This window comes from Hydrobacter penzbergensis (assembly GCF_900106985.1).
GTDB classification, from domain to species: domain Bacteria; phylum Bacteroidota; class Bacteroidia; order Chitinophagales; family Chitinophagaceae; genus Sediminibacterium; species Sediminibacterium magnilacihabitans.
This window is the reverse complement of the sequence record NZ_FNNO01000014.1, coordinates 39,993-56,866: the sequence shown is the minus strand read 5'-3', so window position 1 is coordinate 56,866 and position 16,874 is coordinate 39,993. Positions and strand designations below refer to the sequence as shown.

At 44.8% G+C, this 16,874-nt stretch carries 14 protein-coding genes and 1 tRNA gene; 9 read left to right on the top strand and 6 right to left on the bottom strand.

Annotated elements, in window-relative coordinates; all coding sequences use genetic code 11:
- Positions 1–134: 134 nt before the first annotated feature.
- Positions 135–1,130, bottom strand: a complete 996-nt coding sequence (locus BLU98_RS13875; protein WP_257574998.1) for a PAS domain-containing protein — start codon at positions 1,128–1,130, stop codon at positions 135–137.
- A 131-nt stretch (positions 1,131–1,261) separates the two neighbouring features.
- On the opposite strand from BLU98_RS13875, the gene asnS reads away from it, so the two are divergent.
- Positions 1,262–2,698, top strand: a complete 1,437-nt coding sequence (gene asnS, locus BLU98_RS13870) for an asparagine--tRNA ligase (RefSeq protein WP_092725708.1) — start codon at positions 1,262–1,264, stop codon at positions 2,696–2,698.
- A 90-nt stretch (positions 2,699–2,788) separates the two neighbouring features.
- A tRNA-Phe gene (locus tag BLU98_RS13865) sits at positions 2,789–2,861 on the top strand.
- Positions 2,862–3,215: 354 nt separating this feature from the next.
- Here the strand turns inward: BLU98_RS13865 and BLU98_RS13860 are convergent.
- Entirely contained in the window at positions 3,216–3,533 is a 318-nt protein-coding gene (locus BLU98_RS13860) for a restriction system modified-DNA reader domain-containing protein (RefSeq protein WP_139173941.1), read from the bottom strand.
- Between the two features lie 196 nt (positions 3,534–3,729).
- Between BLU98_RS13860 and BLU98_RS13855 the strand changes: the two genes are divergently transcribed.
- The 4 genes from BLU98_RS13855 to BLU98_RS13840 all read left to right on the top strand — a co-directional run bounded on the left by BLU98_RS13855 (position 3,730) and on the right by BLU98_RS13840 (position 8,839).
- On the top strand, positions 3,730–4,635 hold the full coding sequence (locus tag BLU98_RS13855) for a DNA-methyltransferase (RefSeq protein ID WP_092725703.1): 906 nt from the start codon (positions 3,730–3,732) through the stop codon (positions 4,633–4,635).
- Positions 4,632–7,349, top strand: coding sequence for an N-6 DNA methylase (locus tag BLU98_RS13850; RefSeq protein ID WP_092725701.1), 2,718 nt, complete (start codon positions 4,632–4,634; stop codon positions 7,347–7,349). Before BLU98_RS13855 ends, BLU98_RS13850 begins: the two co-directional genes overlap by 4 nt.
- Before the next feature lie 79 nt (positions 7,350–7,428).
- A complete protein-coding gene (locus tag BLU98_RS13845) occupies positions 7,429–7,686 on the top strand; it encodes a hypothetical protein (RefSeq protein WP_092725697.1) in 258 nt (85 codons plus the stop codon).
- 424 nt (positions 7,687–8,110) lie between these two features.
- Positions 8,111–8,839, top strand: a complete 729-nt coding sequence (locus BLU98_RS13840) for a ThuA domain-containing protein (protein WP_257575003.1) — start codon at positions 8,111–8,113, stop codon at positions 8,837–8,839.
- Between the two features lie 7 nt (positions 8,840–8,846).
- Here BLU98_RS13840 and BLU98_RS13835 read toward each other — a convergent pair whose 3' ends face one another.
- A complete protein-coding gene (locus BLU98_RS13835) occupies positions 8,847–9,953 on the bottom strand; it encodes a Fic family protein (RefSeq protein ID WP_092725692.1) in 1,107 nt (368 codons plus the stop codon).
- 256 nt (positions 9,954–10,209) lie between these two features.
- Between BLU98_RS13835 and BLU98_RS13830 the strand changes: the two genes are divergently transcribed.
- Positions 10,210–12,411: an outer membrane protein assembly factor BamB family protein gene (locus BLU98_RS13830; protein WP_257574997.1), complete on the top strand. Its 2,202-nt coding sequence runs from the start codon at positions 10,210–10,212 to the stop codon at positions 12,409–12,411.
- Positions 12,412–12,422: 11 nt separating this feature from the next.
- Positions 12,423–13,571, top strand: coding sequence for an LBF_2804 family protein (locus tag BLU98_RS13825; protein ID WP_092725689.1), 1,149 nt, complete (start codon positions 12,423–12,425; stop codon positions 13,569–13,571).
- A gap of 9 nt (positions 13,572–13,580) precedes the next feature.
- On the opposite strand, the gene BLU98_RS13820 is transcribed toward BLU98_RS13825, so the two are convergent.
- The gene (locus BLU98_RS13820; protein WP_092725686.1) at positions 13,581–14,057 is read right to left on the bottom strand and encodes a CHRD domain-containing protein; all 477 of its coding nucleotides are present in this window, start codon (positions 14,055–14,057) and stop codon (positions 13,581–13,583) included.
- Positions 14,058–14,259: 202 nt separating this feature from the next.
- Here BLU98_RS13820 and BLU98_RS13815 point away from each other — a divergent pair, with 202 nt between their 5' ends.
- The gene (locus BLU98_RS13815) at positions 14,260–15,948 is read left to right on the top strand and encodes a GH39 family glycosyl hydrolase (protein WP_092725684.1); all 1,689 of its coding nucleotides are present in this window, start codon (positions 14,260–14,262) and stop codon (positions 15,946–15,948) included.
- Positions 15,949–15,952: 4 nt separating this feature from the next.
- On the opposite strand, the gene BLU98_RS13810 is transcribed toward BLU98_RS13815, so the two are convergent.
- Together BLU98_RS13810 and BLU98_RS13805 are read right to left on the bottom strand one after the other, a co-directional pair.
- Positions 15,953–16,282, bottom strand: coding sequence for a hypothetical protein (locus tag BLU98_RS13810; RefSeq protein ID WP_092725681.1), 330 nt, complete (start codon positions 16,280–16,282; stop codon positions 15,953–15,955).
- Positions 16,283–16,323: 41 nt separating this feature from the next.
- Positions 16,324–16,767 carry a hypothetical protein gene (locus BLU98_RS13805; protein WP_092725678.1) on the bottom strand — a complete coding sequence of 148 codons (444 nt, stop codon included), beginning with the start codon at positions 16,765–16,767 and terminating at the stop codon, positions 16,324–16,326.
- Positions 16,768–16,874 lie beyond the last annotated feature (107 nt).

Sequence of the window (16,874 nt, the reverse complement as noted above, 5' to 3'; positions counted from 1 at the left end):
TTGGAAAGAGGGAAACTGATGTTGTCGAGAGCTATTAAGAGAACCCAATCAGTCTGGTTTCCGCTGCAATGTTAAGGCAAAATAATCAAAAAATGAAATGAAAATGTAAAAATCGGCGGACGGACCCACCAACATTATACATTAAAATTATACGTCTTTGTAATTACCTGTTTGATCACCTCATCGAGTTCCAGGGCGCTTTTGTGCAGGTGAGCAACGATTTCTTCCAGTTCCTGTGGTTTGTGTGTATTGATCATTTCGGTGAGGCCAATGATATTTGCAACAGGCCTTCTGATCTCGTGCGACTGGATCTTAGCGATCTCCCGCAGGGCTTCTGCGTGTTTCTGGATTTCCAGTTCGTTTTTTTTCCGTTGGGTGATGTTTACCGAGTTTATCACGACGCCCAGGTAGTTTCCATGTGCATCCGAGGCAGAATAATATTTCCGGAGGAGCCAAACCTTTTCTCCGTCGGGATAGGTGAAATGGTACTCGAATACATGGTTTTTAGCTTTGCTAAGCAATATGTCATCGAAATGCATGGCGGCCGTTTTCTGTTGTTCCGGCGTTAAGTAGTTCATGATCAGGTCGCCCACTTTGTAAGGTTTGCCCAGCAGGCGGCGGGCATGATGCTGCGCAGCTGTATTGGCATAAATGATACGGAATCCCGGATCTATAAAGAGCGTTATATAATCGGAGCTGTTGATGATGGCCTGGAGTGTATTCTCCGATTCATAAAGCAATGCCTGCTGTCTTTTGAGCGCTGTTACGTCTTTAGACAAACCGATGAGGTGGGTAACTTCCTGGTTATCATCCAGTATGGGAAAAGCTTCACTCAGGCTGAAGAGGGTTTCATTATTCAGTGCAATGGTTTCTTCGTAAGAAAGCGGGCTTTTGCAGTTGACGCAGGAAAACAGCTGCTTACTGACCAGCTCATATTTTTCGGCGTTGAGTATCTCTTTCAGGTCTTTGCCTATGAGTTCTTCTGCTGTGTGGGAGAATTTCCGCAGGTAGGCCGCATTGACGTATTCTATGATGAAGCGCCGCTTTTCGGCTTCCACCCGCAATATGAAAACTGCATCATTGGTTTGTTCAACAAGTGAAACGAAAAGGGAGGGGCATACCTTCTTCATAGAGAGGACATTGGCAAGCTTGTTTTTTATTATGGTACTAAAAATAAAAATACAGGATGACTCCCAAATTTCCATGAATCATGAAAAGGAATATATGAGTTCGGAAGCCCAATACGTATCTTTGCTGCCTTATGTTTAACAAAAGAACCAAGATCAAGACCTTGCTGGCCGGCGAATTCGTTGGTCAGGATGTGACGGTAATGGGTTGGGTGCGCACTTTTCGCAACAACCAGTTCATAGCATTGAACGACGGCAGCACCAATAATAATATCCAGGTGGTGGTTGCCCTGGGTATGCTGGATGATGCCACGCTCAAACGCATTACCACCGGCGCTTCCTTGAAGATCACCGGTGAGGTAGTGGCTTCATTGGGAAAGGGACAGAAAGTAGAGATACAGGCGAAGAGCCTGGAAGTGCTGGGCGACAGTGATGCAGAGAAATACCCGCTGCAACCTAAAAAGCATAGCCTCGAATTTTTGCGGGAGATCGCTCACCTGCGTTTCCGCACCAATACATTCGGCGCGGTGTTCCGCATCAGGCATTCACTGGCATTTGCCGTGCACCAGTTTTTCAATGAAAGGGGTTTTGTGTACCTGCATACGCCCATCATCACTTCCAGTGATGCGGAAGGTGCGGGAGAGATGTTCCGTGTTACTACATTGCCCATGGAAGGAGCGCCACGCAAAGAAGATGGCGGCATTGATTTCGGAGAAGATTTTTTTGGTAAGAGCACGAACCTCACAGTAAGCGGACAACTCGAGGGAGAGTTGGGCGCCATGGCGTTCAGCGATATTTATACGTTCGGTCCCACTTTCCGCGCAGAAAATTCCAACACCACCCGCCACCTGGCCGAGTTCTGGATGATAGAACCCGAGATGGCGTTTTACGATATTGAAGACAATATGAACCTGGCCGAGGAGTTCATCCAGTACCTGATTCGTTATGCCATGAAGCATAACGCAGAAGACCTGGAATTCCTTGACCAGCGGCTGGCAGAAGAAGAAAAGCAGAAACCGCAGGCCGAGCGTTCAGAGATGGGCCTGCTAGAGAAACTGCGTTTTGTGGTAGACAACCAATTCGAGCGCATCACTTATACAGAGGCCATTGATATTTTGCTGGATTCTCCTGCGTACAAGAAAAAGAAATTCAAATACGAGGTGAAGTGGGGCATTGATATGCAGAGTGAACACGAGCGTTACCTGGTAGAGAAGCATTTCAAAAAACCCGTGATCGTTACCGGTTACCCCGCAGCCATCAAAGCGTTCTATATGCGTATGAATGAAGATGGAAAAACTGTTGCGGCAATGGATATACTGGCCCCCGGCATTGGCGAGATCGTAGGCGGCTCACAGCGTGAAGAGCGATTGGATAAGCTGGAACAACGCATGAAAGACATGCACATACCCACGGAAGAAATGAGCTGGTATTTAGATACACGCCGTTTTGGAACTGTGCCACATGCAGGTTTCGGATTAGGTTTTGAGCGTATGGTACAATTTGTTACCGGCATGGGTAATATCCGCGATGTGATACCCTTTGCCCGTACTCCTAAAAATTGTGAATTTTAGGTGGATTATTGCCAGAATCCCCTATTTTTGCAACCCCGAAAGGGAAATAAAGCGGCAGAAGTGCGCCTCGCGCACCGAAGCTTCAACAAAGGTGCGGTAGCTCAGTCGGTAGAGCAAAGGACTGAAAATCCTTGTGTCGGCGGTTCGATCCCGCCCCACACCACAATCGAAAAAGAAAATCGCTTAATAATTAATAGATTAGAGCGATTTTTTTTGTGCCAAATCGAACCGTGCAAGGTATAGTGCAAGGTTTTTTAAATGGGGCAATAAATCGTCTAACTAGAATTTATTGCCATGAAGGTTAAATTTTATCTCAAATCCCCCAACAAGCCTGAATCTATTATTATAGCCCGCACGAAAGGCTACAAAAATGATAAGGCTTCAGCGGTTATGAAGAAAATTCATAGCCGCTTTTTCTTTTGGGTCGCACGAAAGAGCTTTTTTAAGTGTAGTTTATTTTTGACCTGAGATTGCTCTAAATCAATTCCATTAGAAAGAAAGAATAACGATTAAATGTCTACAGGGGCTTTTTTTCGTTCAGCAAATATTGATCCCTGAAACTGCCGATGCAGAACTTTTCTCCTTCAATACTTGTATGCCAATAGAGCCATCCGTTAAGGCTCCTTTTCTCGATGTGTCGCGCAGCACCACTTAAGTATTCAAAATGGCAATCTTTCCCATCAACGTTAACGGTAATAGAGCCGTCCAGATTGATAACCCCTTTAATGGAGGGGTTTTCACAAAAAATTTCCTGACCTGCGTGCAATAAGCCTACATCAATCAGCATTTTAAGAGTAATGCTCGTTTTTTTGAGGGTGTTTGCGGACAAGCTCATAGCATCGAAAAGTTGTGTTCTATTCAAAGATAATTTTATGCCGCCCCTGATACGTAAAGACTTACCTATATTTGAAAAAATAATTCCAAATAGCAGGAGAAACTAAAAATTTTAGTATTTTGTGGAAGGTTAATATCTTTGTGTGAACTCGCTAATAAATTTCTTTAATGAACAAAAAAGAAAACACCTAAGGCTGATGAAATATTTAGGTGGAAAAATATATCAAGGCGACTGTTTAAGGGTCATGAAGAAGGTTGAGGATCAATCTGTCGATATGATCTTATGCGATTTGCCCTATGGCACAACGCAAAACAAATGGGACAGCGTTATCCCGCTTGATAAATTGTGGGCCGAATATAAACGTATTATAAAGCCTAAGGGGGTCATTGCGCTTACCTCACAAGGAGTTTTTACAGCCAAACTCATATTAAGTAACGAAGCCTGGTTCAGATATAAATTTGTTTGGGTCAAGAGTAAGCCAACCAACTTTTTAAATGCTCGACGTCAACCCCTGCGTCAGCACGAAGATATTTGTATATTCTACGGTAGCCAGCCAGATTACAACCCGATCATGTCCCCTGGCGAGCCCTATAACAAAGGGGTTCGAAAAGCGCAGTACACAGGTAGTTATGGGGACTTTAAACCCGTTCAAGTAAAGAGCGACGGAGAACGTTTTCCGACAGATACACTTTATTGCAAGACCGCAGAAAGCGAAAGCGGTGGTCGTGTGTGGCATCCCACACAAAAGCCGGTAGCTCTGGGAAGATACTTGATCCGAATGTTTACCAAAGAAGGAGACGTTGTATTAGATAATGCCTTTGGTAGCGGTAGTTTTTTAGTTTCAGCCGCTCTGGAGCAACGTCGGTTTATTGGAATAGAACAAAATCAGGAAGTTCACTTATTCAAAGAGAAGCAGATCGACTATATCAGTGTGGCTAATGAAAGACTTGCAGAAGTAGAACAATCTATAAAAAATAATCAACCGGCACCACCACTATACTCGGAACTACAACCCTCTACAAAATCAACAAGTCTGCAAAATCGCAAAGGTATGGTGGATGTCGATGCGTTGATATCTACCAATACTAAAATAGCGATATGAATGGATTAGCTCCGAATTACAATGAGCGTTCATGGGCAATAGATTTAATCGGACACATAAAAGGCTTATGCGCCCAAGCCAATAGATCAATCAAAGATGCAGGGGGAGAACAAACCGTAAAAGCGGAAGGGGGCAGCCTGTTCCCTGATGTACTTTTATTTGGCGACCGCGCCACAGCCCGCATATTGCAGGGCTGGGAATTAAAGATGCCAGATACGCCAATCACAGACGCGGATTTCAGGGAAAACGCGGAAGAAAAGGCGCGTGCCTTGGGTCTGGATAGCTTTCTCCTTTGGAATGTTTCTCACGCTCACCTTTATATCCGCAATGCTGCAACGGGTAAATACACGCGCAGTAAAGTATGGTCAGATTTGGCCGATATCACGACCCGCGCAGGGATTACAGCGAACAGAGCCAGATGGGAAAAACTCGCAACTGATATTATCGGTCATTTGAACGCTTTGTTTGATGATGAATCACTTGAAGGACGGCAGTTTATCGAGGCGTACCGTAGCGGTGGCGTTACCAATCTTATCTTAGAAAATTCCGGCGATGTAACCGAAGCATTAAAAGCGTCAATGAACGTTGATGCACAACTACGCGCTCAAATAATTTTATGGTGGAACGTTTCAAGCGGTGAATACGCAAAAGGCAAGATGGAAGATGTGCTTGCCAGAGCAAATATTTCAAACTGGATCGGCAAGATATTATTCGCACATATCCTTCGCGAGAAAGATCAACGTGCACAGCAAGTGGCGAATATCAGTGACGATACTACGCCAGAGCAAGCTTTGGCATTATTCGCACAACTATCAGAAGACTGTAATTTCTGGACAATATTTTCCGATAACGGATTAGGACTTTCAAAAATCCCTGCAAGGGCTTGGGATCAGCTTAAACAATTCAACCACCTTCTTACCGATTTGCGCGTCGGTTCCGTTGATCAAGCGCAGTTATCCGGCGTACTGGAAGCAACTGTTGAAGTCGCAACTCGGAAACTTCGCGGCCAGTATCCTACGCCGATAGAACTCGCAAGATTGCTGACGCGTTTATGTGTTCGTGATATTACAAACGACCGAGTTCTTGATCCATGTTGTGGCAGCGGTACAATTGCCCGCGCCGCCTTGGAAATAAAATTGACCGCCGGAGTTCAAGCACTGCAAGCGTCAGAAACCATTTATGCTTCAGATCAAGATCCACAAGCTGTACAGATCGCAACTTTTGCACTTGCGAAGCCAGCCTTCATGCACATGCCGCTAAGGATGTTCCAGCGGGATGCATTCACGTTGTCACCCGGTTTAGATATTCAATTCCGCAATCCTTCAAATGGTGCTTTGTTCACTGAGCAGCTTGGTACATTCCAGACCATTACAAGCAACTTGCCCTTTGTCGCACAAGCAGGAAGAATGCAATACGGCAATGCTTTAAAGGGAACATTGGTAAATATGGGTGGAGGAAAATTTACAGGGCGAGCAGATGTTGCGGCCTACCTTCCTTTTGCCTTTTATCCTTTACTAGCGGATGGCGGACGCTTGGGTATCATTATTACTAACGCATGGCTTGGCACTGATTGGGGTAATGATTTCTATAATCGTTTAAGCCAATACTATGATCTTAAATGTGTCATTACTTCTGGTGCAGGACGATGGTTTAGAAACAGCAAAGTCGTTACGAATATTCTTATCATGGATAAGAAAACTGATCCCAACCAGCCGAGTGGAGATGTCAATTTCGTCGTCCTGACGCGACCGCTTGAAGAAATGGCCGATGATGAAGCGGTACAGATTGCAGCCGCTCAGATACAATTAGGCCAGACCCAAAACGACACGATGATGATTAGGGCCGTGAGCCAGGAAGACATGATCGCGTTTAGGGCAATAGGATTGGGAGGAAACGCGCAATTTGTGAATTGCGACTGGATATTAAACTTGCCGCTTGTTCCATTAAATACAGTCTTCGATATAAAGCGTGGAGAACGTCGCGGAGAAAATGACCTATTTTACCCGGAAGATGGTCATGACATAGAAGCAGAATACATCAAGCCTCTCGCAAAAAGCCCGACAGAATTTGACAGGCTTTGCGCCCCACCAACGAAAGAAGCATTCTCTTGTTCAAGATCACTGGAAGAACTTGAAGAATTAGGACATACCGGAGCGATCAACTGGATCAATAATTTTGCGACCCAAGAGATCATCAATAAATTATCGCGTAAAGGCAAGCAATGGTATCAAATGGATACCGATACGATGACCGATTTGGTTATGTTTATCAACTTCGGGCGGCGCCTTTTCGTAGGCCGCGTAATGCCTCGTGCGTTTGTTGATCAGCGATTAGTTCCGCTCAATCCTATTAATGAAATAGATATAGATCTACACCATGCGCTTCTGAACAGTGCGATATCAATGTTCATTATTGAAGGGATGGGCTTTGGTCGTGGACAGGGAGCCCTAGACTTAAACAAGAACAGGATTGAAGATTATATGCATATGCTTGACGCCTCACAGCTTAGCGAAGAAGGAGGCACCGCGATTAAAAATGCTTTTGCTCCACTCTTAGAGCGCGACATCCTTCCTATTGCTGATGAATTAGAACAAGCTGATAGAATTGCGTTTGATGAGACAATAATTGTAGCGTTCGGCCTAGATATTTCTAGAGCTCAAATCTATGATTCATTGTTATCTCTTGTCGAAATCAGAAGAACTGCAACAGAGTGACAAAAACGTTGCCGCTAACTTTTACGCTATAATGTCCCAATAGTTGTATTTTTTACAGTAAATCGGTTACAATCAAAATATGCATACGCTTACACTGGAAATATCTGATGCTAGCGCTCTTCTGACTTTGCAACAATTAGCAAAAAATAAAGCAATTAAAATCATTGCCAGCGATGAGGTTGATGATTCTTTATCATTGCCTGGAGCTCCGGTGAGCATGGCTGCATTTAAACAGTGGATTGCCTATGCGGAAGCGACTCCAACAATTAGTCTTAAAACTGCGAAATCCGAATGGGGACATCGTCGAAAGCGACTACTTCACGGCATCGGGAAGTAAGGATTAGCTCGCAAGCTTTTCAGAACATCAATGAAGTAACTGGCTACATTGCCTTTGTTGATCAATCTCCACTCAATGCTATTAAAGTCGGCGACGCCCTATTTCAAACCATTGATAGAATAGAACGGAGTCCGTAGACCATCAGTAATAAAAAACTTAAGGAAGATTCAGTAGGAATTAACACACGAAACAGTGAGTGGAAGTATTGGAATGGATCATGTACAGGCAAGCATATCCAACATAAGTACATGTCAAAATCGCTGAAGATCAAAAGAATAATTGATCTAATTTAGAGACCCTTACGCCAACAATTCAAGAAACGATGAAAAGACAAATGCTAATCTTTCTAGTCGCATCAATATCGGCCATTTATGGTTTTTCTCAAAAGCAAAAAACAATCGATTGGAAAAAGTTGAACGTCTTGGTGTATTCGAAAAATGGCAAGGGCTATGTTCACGACAATATTCCTTCTGCCGTGGCCGGTCTGCAAGACCTGGGCAAGAAATACGGCTTTAAAGTAGATACTTCAACTAACCCATCGGTATTTAAGAAAGAAAATTTGTCAAAATACCAACTATTGATTTTCCCAAGCACCAATAATGAAGTGTTCGACACGGAAGAGCAACGTTTGGCATTTCGGCAATACATCGAAGCGGGGGGAGGCCTGGTTGGTATTCATTCGGCAATAGCCACCGAACGCGATTGGACATGGTTCAAGCAGTTCACAGGCGGCACCTTTTCATGGCACGCACCTTTTCAAAAGTTCAAAGTGCGGGTTGTAGACAAAAATCACCCTTCGGTAGCAGGTATGCCAACAGTTTGGGACGTTGAAGACGAGTGCTATTTTGAAAAGGAACTCTATCCGTCTATTCATACTTTTTTGGTGCATGATGTAACGACTCTTAAACCGCACGATAACATCAAATCGAATATGGGCAGTTTCAAAGATTATTATCCTGCCGGCTGGCACAACTATTATGATGGTGGCCTGGCCTGGATGACAACATTGGGGCATGATAAAAAACTTTATTCAGACCCTTCTTTCATGCGGTTTATTTTACAAGGCATCGAGTTTGTAGCCACGCATCGCCCCCAAAAACTGGACTACTCGAAGGCGTATGCCAAAGAACGCAACGAACCCATTCAGTGGTAAGAGGCGTTTATTCTGAAATTGTATAACTCGTACTCCTTCCTCCGCCGGGTTCTTTCGTCAATATTGCTTTATTCACTAAGTCTTGTATATCTCTCAATGCCGTATCCTGTGATGTTTTGGTGATCTTGGCCCATTTGGAAGTATTCAATTTTCCCTCAAAACCATCCAGTAGCTTGTTCAGCATCAATTGTTGCCGTTCATTCAACAGCGTAGTAGCATGCTTTTCCCAGAACCGCGCTTTTTTCAATACCAAAGCGAGTGTTTCATCTGTGGCCGTAATAGCACGATTCAAACATTCTAAAAACCATTCCAGCCATGCTGTAATGTCTATGGACCCCTTTTGTGTGTTTTCCAAAACATCATAATAGGCGTTTCTTTCTTTCCTGATTTGCGCACTCATGCTATAGAACCGTTGAACCGATTCATCTGCGCGGGAAAGTTGCATATCTGCAATAGCACGGGCTATACGCCCGTTGCCATCGTCGAAAGGGTGGATGGTTACAAACCAAAGATGCGCAACCGCCGCCTTCAATACGCCATCCATTTTTATATCCTCATTGAACCAATGAATAAAGCGGGTCATCTCTTCATTTAACCTGTCGGCATCCGGCGCTTGGAAATGGACTTTCTCCCTTCCTGCGGCACCAGAAACTACCTGCATCGGATCCTCTTTTTGATTATCCCTCCAGGCCGCCACTACAATTTTATGCATGCCACTCCTGCCCGTAGGAAACAGGGCGGCATGCCAACCAAAAAGCCTGTCGGCAGATAATGCTTGCTTGTAATGTTGCGTAGCATCGAGCATCATTTCTACCACTCCCTCCACATGGCGGTCTGCCGGTACCAGTCCGGCGATATCCATACCCAGTCTGCGGGCAATAGAAGACCGGACCTGGTCGGCATCCAATAACTCCCCTTCAATTTCGCTTGACTTCAGTACATCCAGGGTAAGCGTTCGGAGATTCGCCTCAGCCTGCAGGCGAAAGCCCAAACCTTCCATGCGCCCCAATAACCGGCCTTGCCTGTGGCGTACTTCAGCCAACAAGGGGGCCACCAGCTCTTGCTGCCAGGTAAAATGAGGCCAATTAGATAATTGATGGATATAAACTGCCATTTTCCGCAAAATATGCGGTGAATATAAGCAATATTCTCCGCATACCAATTATTCGCCGTAAAAAATGCGGAGAATAAGCCCATTATTCTCCGCAATAAGCATATTTCAGACCTGAAGCTGAAGACATAACTGTCATTAAATGTTTACCTAATTTTAGAAGGGGTGATTGATTTTCTTTTCATTGCTGTTACAATTACCCGGTATGATGAACCTGATGGAAAAAACGTATCACCAAACTGGCAATAAAACAGACTGTATGCAAAATTTTACAAACGGGAAGACCCCTTTATTTATGTACCTCTTGCTTGTAATCTCATGGGTGTGTTGTACACCGGCAGAAAAACAAGAACATAAAAACTGGAACGTTTATGGAGGAACAAAAGATGCAATGCATTATTCCACCCTCACAGCAATTGATACAAACAACGTAAACCGCCTGGCAATTGCCTGGACCTATCATACAAACGATGCAGACACCCTGCTTCATTCCCAGATACAATGCAATCCTATTATAGTAGACGGCATACTATACGGCACTACACCCAAAATGAAAATGTTTGCGTTGGATGCTGCTACCGGAAAACAACAATGGGTCTTTGATCCCGGCGCCAAAATTTCAGCAGACACCAGCGCACAAACACGTTTGATGATGGCCTTCTCCAATACTGGTCGCGGCGTTACCTATTGGACAGATGGCAAGAACGACAAAAGACTTTTTTATACGGCCGGAGACCAACTCATCTGCTTGCAGACAACCAATGGAAAACCCGCTGCGGATTTTGGTAAAAATGGCCGTATAGATCTTCACGACGGACTGGACCGGGATGTGAAGGATAAGTTTATCACTTCCAATACGCCTGGTATCATTTACAAAGATCTATTGATCATCGGCTCCCGTGTAGCGGAAGATGCAACAGCCGCACCCGGCCATATCCGCGCTTATGATGTTCGTACCGGCAAATTGAAATGGATATTTCATACCATACCCCAGCCCGGAGAATTTGGCTACGAAACATGGGAAGACAAAGAAGCCTGGAAACACCTGGGCGGCGCCAATTGCTGGGCAGGCATGAGCCTGGATGAAGCCAAAGGCATTGTATTTGTACCAACAGGTTCTGTCTCTTTTGATTTTTATGGAGGCAAAAGATTAGGCCCCGATCTTTTCGGCAATTGTGTGCTGGCACTGGATGCAGCAACCGGCAAACTGATCTGGCATTATCAAACAGTACACCACGATATCTGGGATCGCGACCTGCCTACTGCACCGGTTTTGGTAAATATGATGAAGGATGGAAAAAAGATCGAAGCGTTGGCTCAACCAACCAAAACAGGATTTATTTTTTTGCTGGACAGAACAACCGGCAAACCTGTGTACCCGGTAGAAGAAAAACCGGTACCTATTGAATCGGAACTGGCAGGTGAAAAAGCATCTGCCACACAACCCATACCAACATTCCCGAAACCTTTTGCAAGACAATCTTTATCGGAAGCAGACCTGAACGACCTTGTCAGCGATTCATCATTCCTGGATATTAAAAAGCGGTTGGCTAGTTATAAGACAGGAAATATTTTCAACCCTCCATCCAAAGAGGGCACGGTTATTTTTCCCGGCTTCGATGGTGGCGCCGAATGGGGCGGTCCCGCCTATGATCCGGCCACAGGTATATTATATGTGAACGCCAATGAAGTACCCTGGGTATTAAAAATGGTGGAGGTGAAAGAGAAAGCAGCAAAAGAAGAAAATTATTTAGCAGCCGGTAAACGCTTATACACGCTTAACTGCATGAGCTGCCATGGTCCTGAAAGAAAAGGATCGGGGAACTATCCATCACTCATCAACGTAAATAAAAAATACAACGACGCAAGATTTCTCCAGTTGATGAGGTCGGGAAGGGGTATGATGCCGGCATTCAATCATCTTTCAGAACAGGAACAAAATGCCGTTGCCGCATATATCCTGGAGAATAAAACAGGGCAAGCAAAAAAATTCATCCATGAACAAAAAGCCGAAGATGCATATACTCGTCTACCTTATACCAATACCGGTTATAACAAATTCCTGACAAAAGAAGGATATCCCGCCGTTAAGCCACCATGGGGTACACTAACCGCTATTGACCTGAACACCGGTGAATTTGTATGGAAAGAAACGTTGGGCGATTACCCGGAACTGAAAGCAAAAGGCATACATGCAGGCACGGAGAACTATGGCGGCCCGGTAGTAACAGCCGGCGGATTATTGTTCATCGCAGCCACAAAAGACAATAAAATAAGGGCTTTCCATAAAAGAACAGGAAAACTGTTGTGGGAAGCCGATTTGCCGGCTTCGGGCTTTGCTACTCCTGCGGTATATCATGTAAATGGAAAACAATTTATTGTAATTGCCTGCGGCGGTGGTAAATTGAAGACCCGATCCGGTGATGCTTATGTGGCATTCGCATTGCCGGATAAAAACTGAAACCCCCGATCATGCAATCCGGTATCCAACTGAAAGCAAAGAAAAAATCGTCGTTGGAAAAGTTTGGCGTCTATTACCTCGACCGGTTCGACAAAAAAGACCTCACGCATCATGTGTTCGATATACCCGATGAAGTGCTCGAACAAAAGATCAGGAAGATATCTATCAAAGGCATCGTATTATCTGCTATTACCGGCCTGGTATTGGTTTGGCCAACTGTGTACATTGACTTGCTGAAACAAAACGAACCCTGGTATATCCACTATGCATGGACAGGCGGCGTAACACTGGTTTCCATTGTTATTGAATTGTACTTATTATTCCTGATCGCATTAAAAGCCGTTCACGAAGTAAGCGAACTTATCAACCTGCATGCGCATAAAAAAGATTTCCTGAAATCCGGCCCTTTCAGCATCACGAATATTCTTGCGAGAACAGCACTGGAACTGCCCGACCCGGAAATGGAAGTGTTGGGTATCGACCCTTTCGAACGGATATCGAAAAAGAACCTGTTGGTATTGGGTCTGTTGTATAAGCTGAAGATCACGATCACGAATTTTGCTGCTAAGTTCCTGTTGTTGAAAACAGTGGGCAAAACGATCGCAGGTGTTTCCATCAATTATGTGGCGCTTCCGGTGGAATGTTTCTGGAACGGTGTAGTGCTCAACCGCGTAGTGAAGGAAGCCCGCTTGCGCTTGTTTGGTTTTGCTTTGAGCAACCATATTGCCGACAATGTATTACACGATCACCTCATAGAGCGGCTCTCGCCATTGGCCAAACAAGGTTGTCTCTGCGCTATTGGCAACGCCGTGGTAATGGCGCAGAATTTTCATCCCAACATGGTGATACTGCTGCTGCGTTTCCAGCACCTGCTTCATACCGATAATAACAGTGCGGTAAAATATGATGACTGGAATGTATTCATCGATATTTTAAAACGGGTAAGTAAGGAAGAACGCAATCTCCTCCTGGATCTTTTCACCGTTGCTGTAGCGTTCGATGGTAAGATATCACAAGTAGAAGCCAAAAACATCAAAGATGCTTATGGCGCAGATTATGAATTATATCGCCCCAGACTACTGCAACTGACCGCGCACATGCGTGCAGGCAGGTTGAATGCCGCAGCGCAGTTGTGCGGTATCAACCTTGTAGCAGGATAACTACCAAACTTATTTCGAAGCACTTACCTGTCCTCTTATCTCACCAGCAGGATTAGCCGAAGTGTGTATGTTCGCATACATCTTACCACCCAAAAGATCATCATTCTGGCTGGCAGTAAGTGTAGCTGTTCCGCTCACAGTACCGCTGGCTGCAGAAGGAAAACCTGTGATAGCTACTTCCACGGCGGCGCTTGTACCTGCGGCGGCAGGACCATGAAAGTGCATGCCGGTAGCCGCCCCGGTGAGACCACTCCAGTTAAGGGTGTAAGAGAGTTTATAAGTACTTGCATCGTAAGTGCCGGTAAGGGTACCGGTACCCGTACTGTTGGTGGCAGGCACTTCCTGGGCCGCCGTAAGCGACGCACTTATAGTATAGGTGGTTGACGGCGCCGTGTAATTGTTGTTTTTGCTGCAAGACGAAAACAGGAGGCCGGTAGACACCACACACAGCAGACCAAGCTGCCTGAAAATGGATATGGATTGCATAACTGTTGTTTCAAATTATAACGCAGCTTGCAACAGAAGGGTTGCCTCTGCAACGGCTGAAACCAACATTTTAGACAATGCGCTGATAGTCAAACTTTTGTTGACAGATACCGACTTCATTCATGAATAAGACCATTCTTCTGTAATGATTTCCACATAGTGCGTTATTTTTAGACAGACAAGAAAATAAAATCATTTGACAATGAATCAACAGGGTGTCATTGGAAAAAGCATAGTTTCTCTATTGTTGCTTGGTTGGAGTATGGGCCTGATGGCCCAGTCTGCCGTACAGATCAAGGTAGATGCCGCAAAAGAAAAAGCCCCTATGACGCCCATCTGGGCCTGGTTCGGATACGACGAGCCCAACTACACTTATATGAGAGATGGCCGGAAACTGCTTTCGGAAATTGCTGCTTTGAGTCCGGTACCCGTTCATGTTCGCGTGCATAACCTCATGACTTCAGGAGATGGCAACGCCGCGCTGAAATGGGGCTCTACCAATATGTATACCGAAGACAAAAACGGTAACCCGGTGTATTACTGGAATATTGTTGACTCGATATTCGATACGTTCATACAAAGGAAAATGAAGCCATTGGCGCAGATTGGTTTTATGCCTGAAGCGTTGTCGAGCCACCCGCAGCCTTACCAGCACCACTGGAAACCCGGCGATAAGTATGGCGATATCCACACAGGATGGTCGTACCCGCCGAATGATTACAATAAATGGGCAGCGTTGATTTACCAATGGGTGAAACACTGCGTTGAACGATATGGCAAAGCTGAAGTAGAAAGCTGGTATTGGGAGTTGTGGAATGAACCGAATTCTCCTTACCTGCAGGCGCAGGACAGGTTGAAGACGTATTGCAAGATGTATGATTACGCTTCGGATGCTGTTAAACGCGCACTGCCATCTGCCAAAGTTGGCGGGCCGCATACTACCGGAGGAGGCGAAGCGTTCATGCGTGGCTTCATCATTCATTGCTTGAAAGAGATCAATGCAGCTACCGGCAAAGTGGGTGCCCCCATTGACTTCCTTGCTTTTCATGCAAAAGGTTCACCACGGATCGTCAACGACCGGGTACGCATGGGCATGTACAGCCAGTTGAGAAATATCCGGGATCATTTGAGCGTGATCGCTTCTTTCCCGGAAACCAAACATTTACCGGTGATCGTTGGCGAGTCGGACCCCGAAGGCTGTGCAGCCTGCGGTATGAAAACGGATCCGCAGAATGCGTATCGAAACGGAACCATGTATTCGAGTTATACGGCTGCATCTGTTGCACGTATTTATGATATCAATGCGCATTTTGGAACCAACCTGATCGGGGCAGTGAACTGGTCGTTTGAATTTGAGAACCAGCCCTGGTTTTACGGTTTTCGAGACCTGGCCACCAATGGGGTGGACAAGCCCGTATTGAATGTTTTTCGCATGCTGGGCATGATGTTGGGCAATCGTGTGGAAGTTTCAGGAAACTTTTCTTATGATTATCAGTCGATCATCGATTCAAGCGTGCACGGAAAGCAAACGGATATCAATGCGATTGCTGCAAAAAGCAAAAATTCATTGACCGTGATGCTGTGGAATTATCACGACGATGATATGCAGGATAATGGTTCACCGGTAATGCTTTCTTTACAGCATATCCCGGTAAAAAGAGCCAAGCTGTATCATTACCGGATCGATAGCGATCACAGCAATGCTTACGAAGTATGGAAAAAAATGGGTTCGCCTCAACAACCAACAGAGCAGCAATATCAGGAATTGGAAAAAGCCGGACAATTAGCGTTATTGTCGGTACCGAAAGAAGTTACGATGAAGAATGGAACACTCACGGTTGATATGCAACTTCCCAGGCAGTCCGTATCCTTGGTGAGACTGGTATTTTAATGAGTTATAGTATACCAATGCCCAACGCTTTTGAAACAGCGGCCGACAACACATCGATTGCGGCGTTTGCCGCATTTTGAGCGGCTACTTTTGATAAAATGGCAATAGCATGCAACTGCGATTCGAGGATCTTTTTTTCATCGCCGAGCCGGGCTAAAAAGTCTTCATCACTGATTTCATTAGATAATCGTGAGTTGGCTAATAGCCCCAACCGGCTCTTATTGTCTTGCAAGAAATTGGTAGCAGCTTCTTTTACTTTTTTCCAATCGTCTTTTACGGAGTTTTTTATAGCCGCCAGCATGTTCGAAGCGACTTCATTGATATCGAATTGCATAAGTGTAAATTTTTTCGTTAAACAGGTGGTTTTATAAGTACTTATCGCGTAACAGTTTTAGCTTTTTTCAATCCCGATTCAGCAATCAGCAAAGGCTTCCAGAGATCTTTAATATAAACCTGGTTGAGCTTGATTTCACCATCACTGAGCGTGTTTTTTGATTTGTGGTGGTTTTTGTATTTAACAAAGACGGAATCAAGGTTCCTGATGATCACCAGCATATCGTTGTTCTTTTTCCTCGTCTCGTTTTTTAGCAGGATGGAATGGATTTCCGATTCAATCTCGGCGTATTTATCTGCATACAGTTGAAAACTTCTTTTATCCGGATTCGCATCGAGCAAATTGATGTAGAGCCTATCATTCAGTTTGGCGCCTTGAACGATCTGGTTTTCCAGCTCGGCACTGTATTCCGGGACCAGAACAACCCTGCAGGAAAACAGTAAGACACAGATCCCTAATGCGGCAAATAGTATTGGTTTTTTCATACAGACAATGGTAAATGGTAAAAACGAATACTAAAGTACTCTGTGTAAAACCCCTGTGCAAGCGTTTTTTTGCGGTATTTCCAGAAAAATCTCAATAAAGAATCAGG

What these genes read in the sequence shown, in the direction of transcription:
- BLU98_RS13875 (WP_257574998.1), bottom strand. Translation starts at nt 1,130, where the DNA reads ATGAAGAAGGTATGCCCCTCCCTTTTCGTTTCACTTGTTGAACAAACC.
- asnS (WP_092725708.1), top strand. Translation starts at nt 1,262, where the DNA reads ATGTTTAACAAAAGAACCAAGATCAAGACCTTGCTGGCCGGCGAATTC.
- BLU98_RS13860 (WP_139173941.1), bottom strand. Translation starts at nt 3,533, where the DNA reads ATGAGCTTGTCCGCAAACACCCTCAAAAAAACGAGCATTACTCTTAAA.
- BLU98_RS13855 (WP_092725703.1), top strand. Translation starts at nt 3,730, where the DNA reads ATGAAATATTTAGGTGGAAAAATATATCAAGGCGACTGTTTAAGGGTC.
- BLU98_RS13850 (WP_092725701.1), top strand. Translation starts at nt 4,632, where the DNA reads ATGAATGGATTAGCTCCGAATTACAATGAGCGTTCATGGGCAATAGAT.
- BLU98_RS13845 (WP_092725697.1), top strand. Translation starts at nt 7,429, where the DNA reads ATGCATACGCTTACACTGGAAATATCTGATGCTAGCGCTCTTCTGACT.
- BLU98_RS13835 (WP_092725692.1), bottom strand. Translation starts at nt 9,953, where the DNA reads ATGGCAGTTTATATCCATCAATTATCTAATTGGCCTCATTTTACCTGG.
- BLU98_RS13830 (WP_257574997.1), top strand. Translation starts at nt 10,210, where the DNA reads ATGCAAAATTTTACAAACGGGAAGACCCCTTTATTTATGTACCTCTTG.
- BLU98_RS13825 (WP_092725689.1), top strand. Translation starts at nt 12,423, where the DNA reads ATGCAATCCGGTATCCAACTGAAAGCAAAGAAAAAATCGTCGTTGGAA.
- BLU98_RS13820 (WP_092725686.1), bottom strand. Translation starts at nt 14,057, where the DNA reads ATGCAATCCATATCCATTTTCAGGCAGCTTGGTCTGCTGTGTGTGGTG.
- BLU98_RS13815 (WP_092725684.1), top strand. Translation starts at nt 14,260, where the DNA reads ATGAATCAACAGGGTGTCATTGGAAAAAGCATAGTTTCTCTATTGTTG.
- BLU98_RS13810 (WP_092725681.1), bottom strand. Translation starts at nt 16,282, where the DNA reads ATGCAATTCGATATCAATGAAGTCGCTTCGAACATGCTGGCGGCTATA.
- BLU98_RS13805 (WP_092725678.1), bottom strand. Translation starts at nt 16,767, where the DNA reads ATGAAAAAACCAATACTATTTGCCGCATTAGGGATCTGTGTCTTACTG.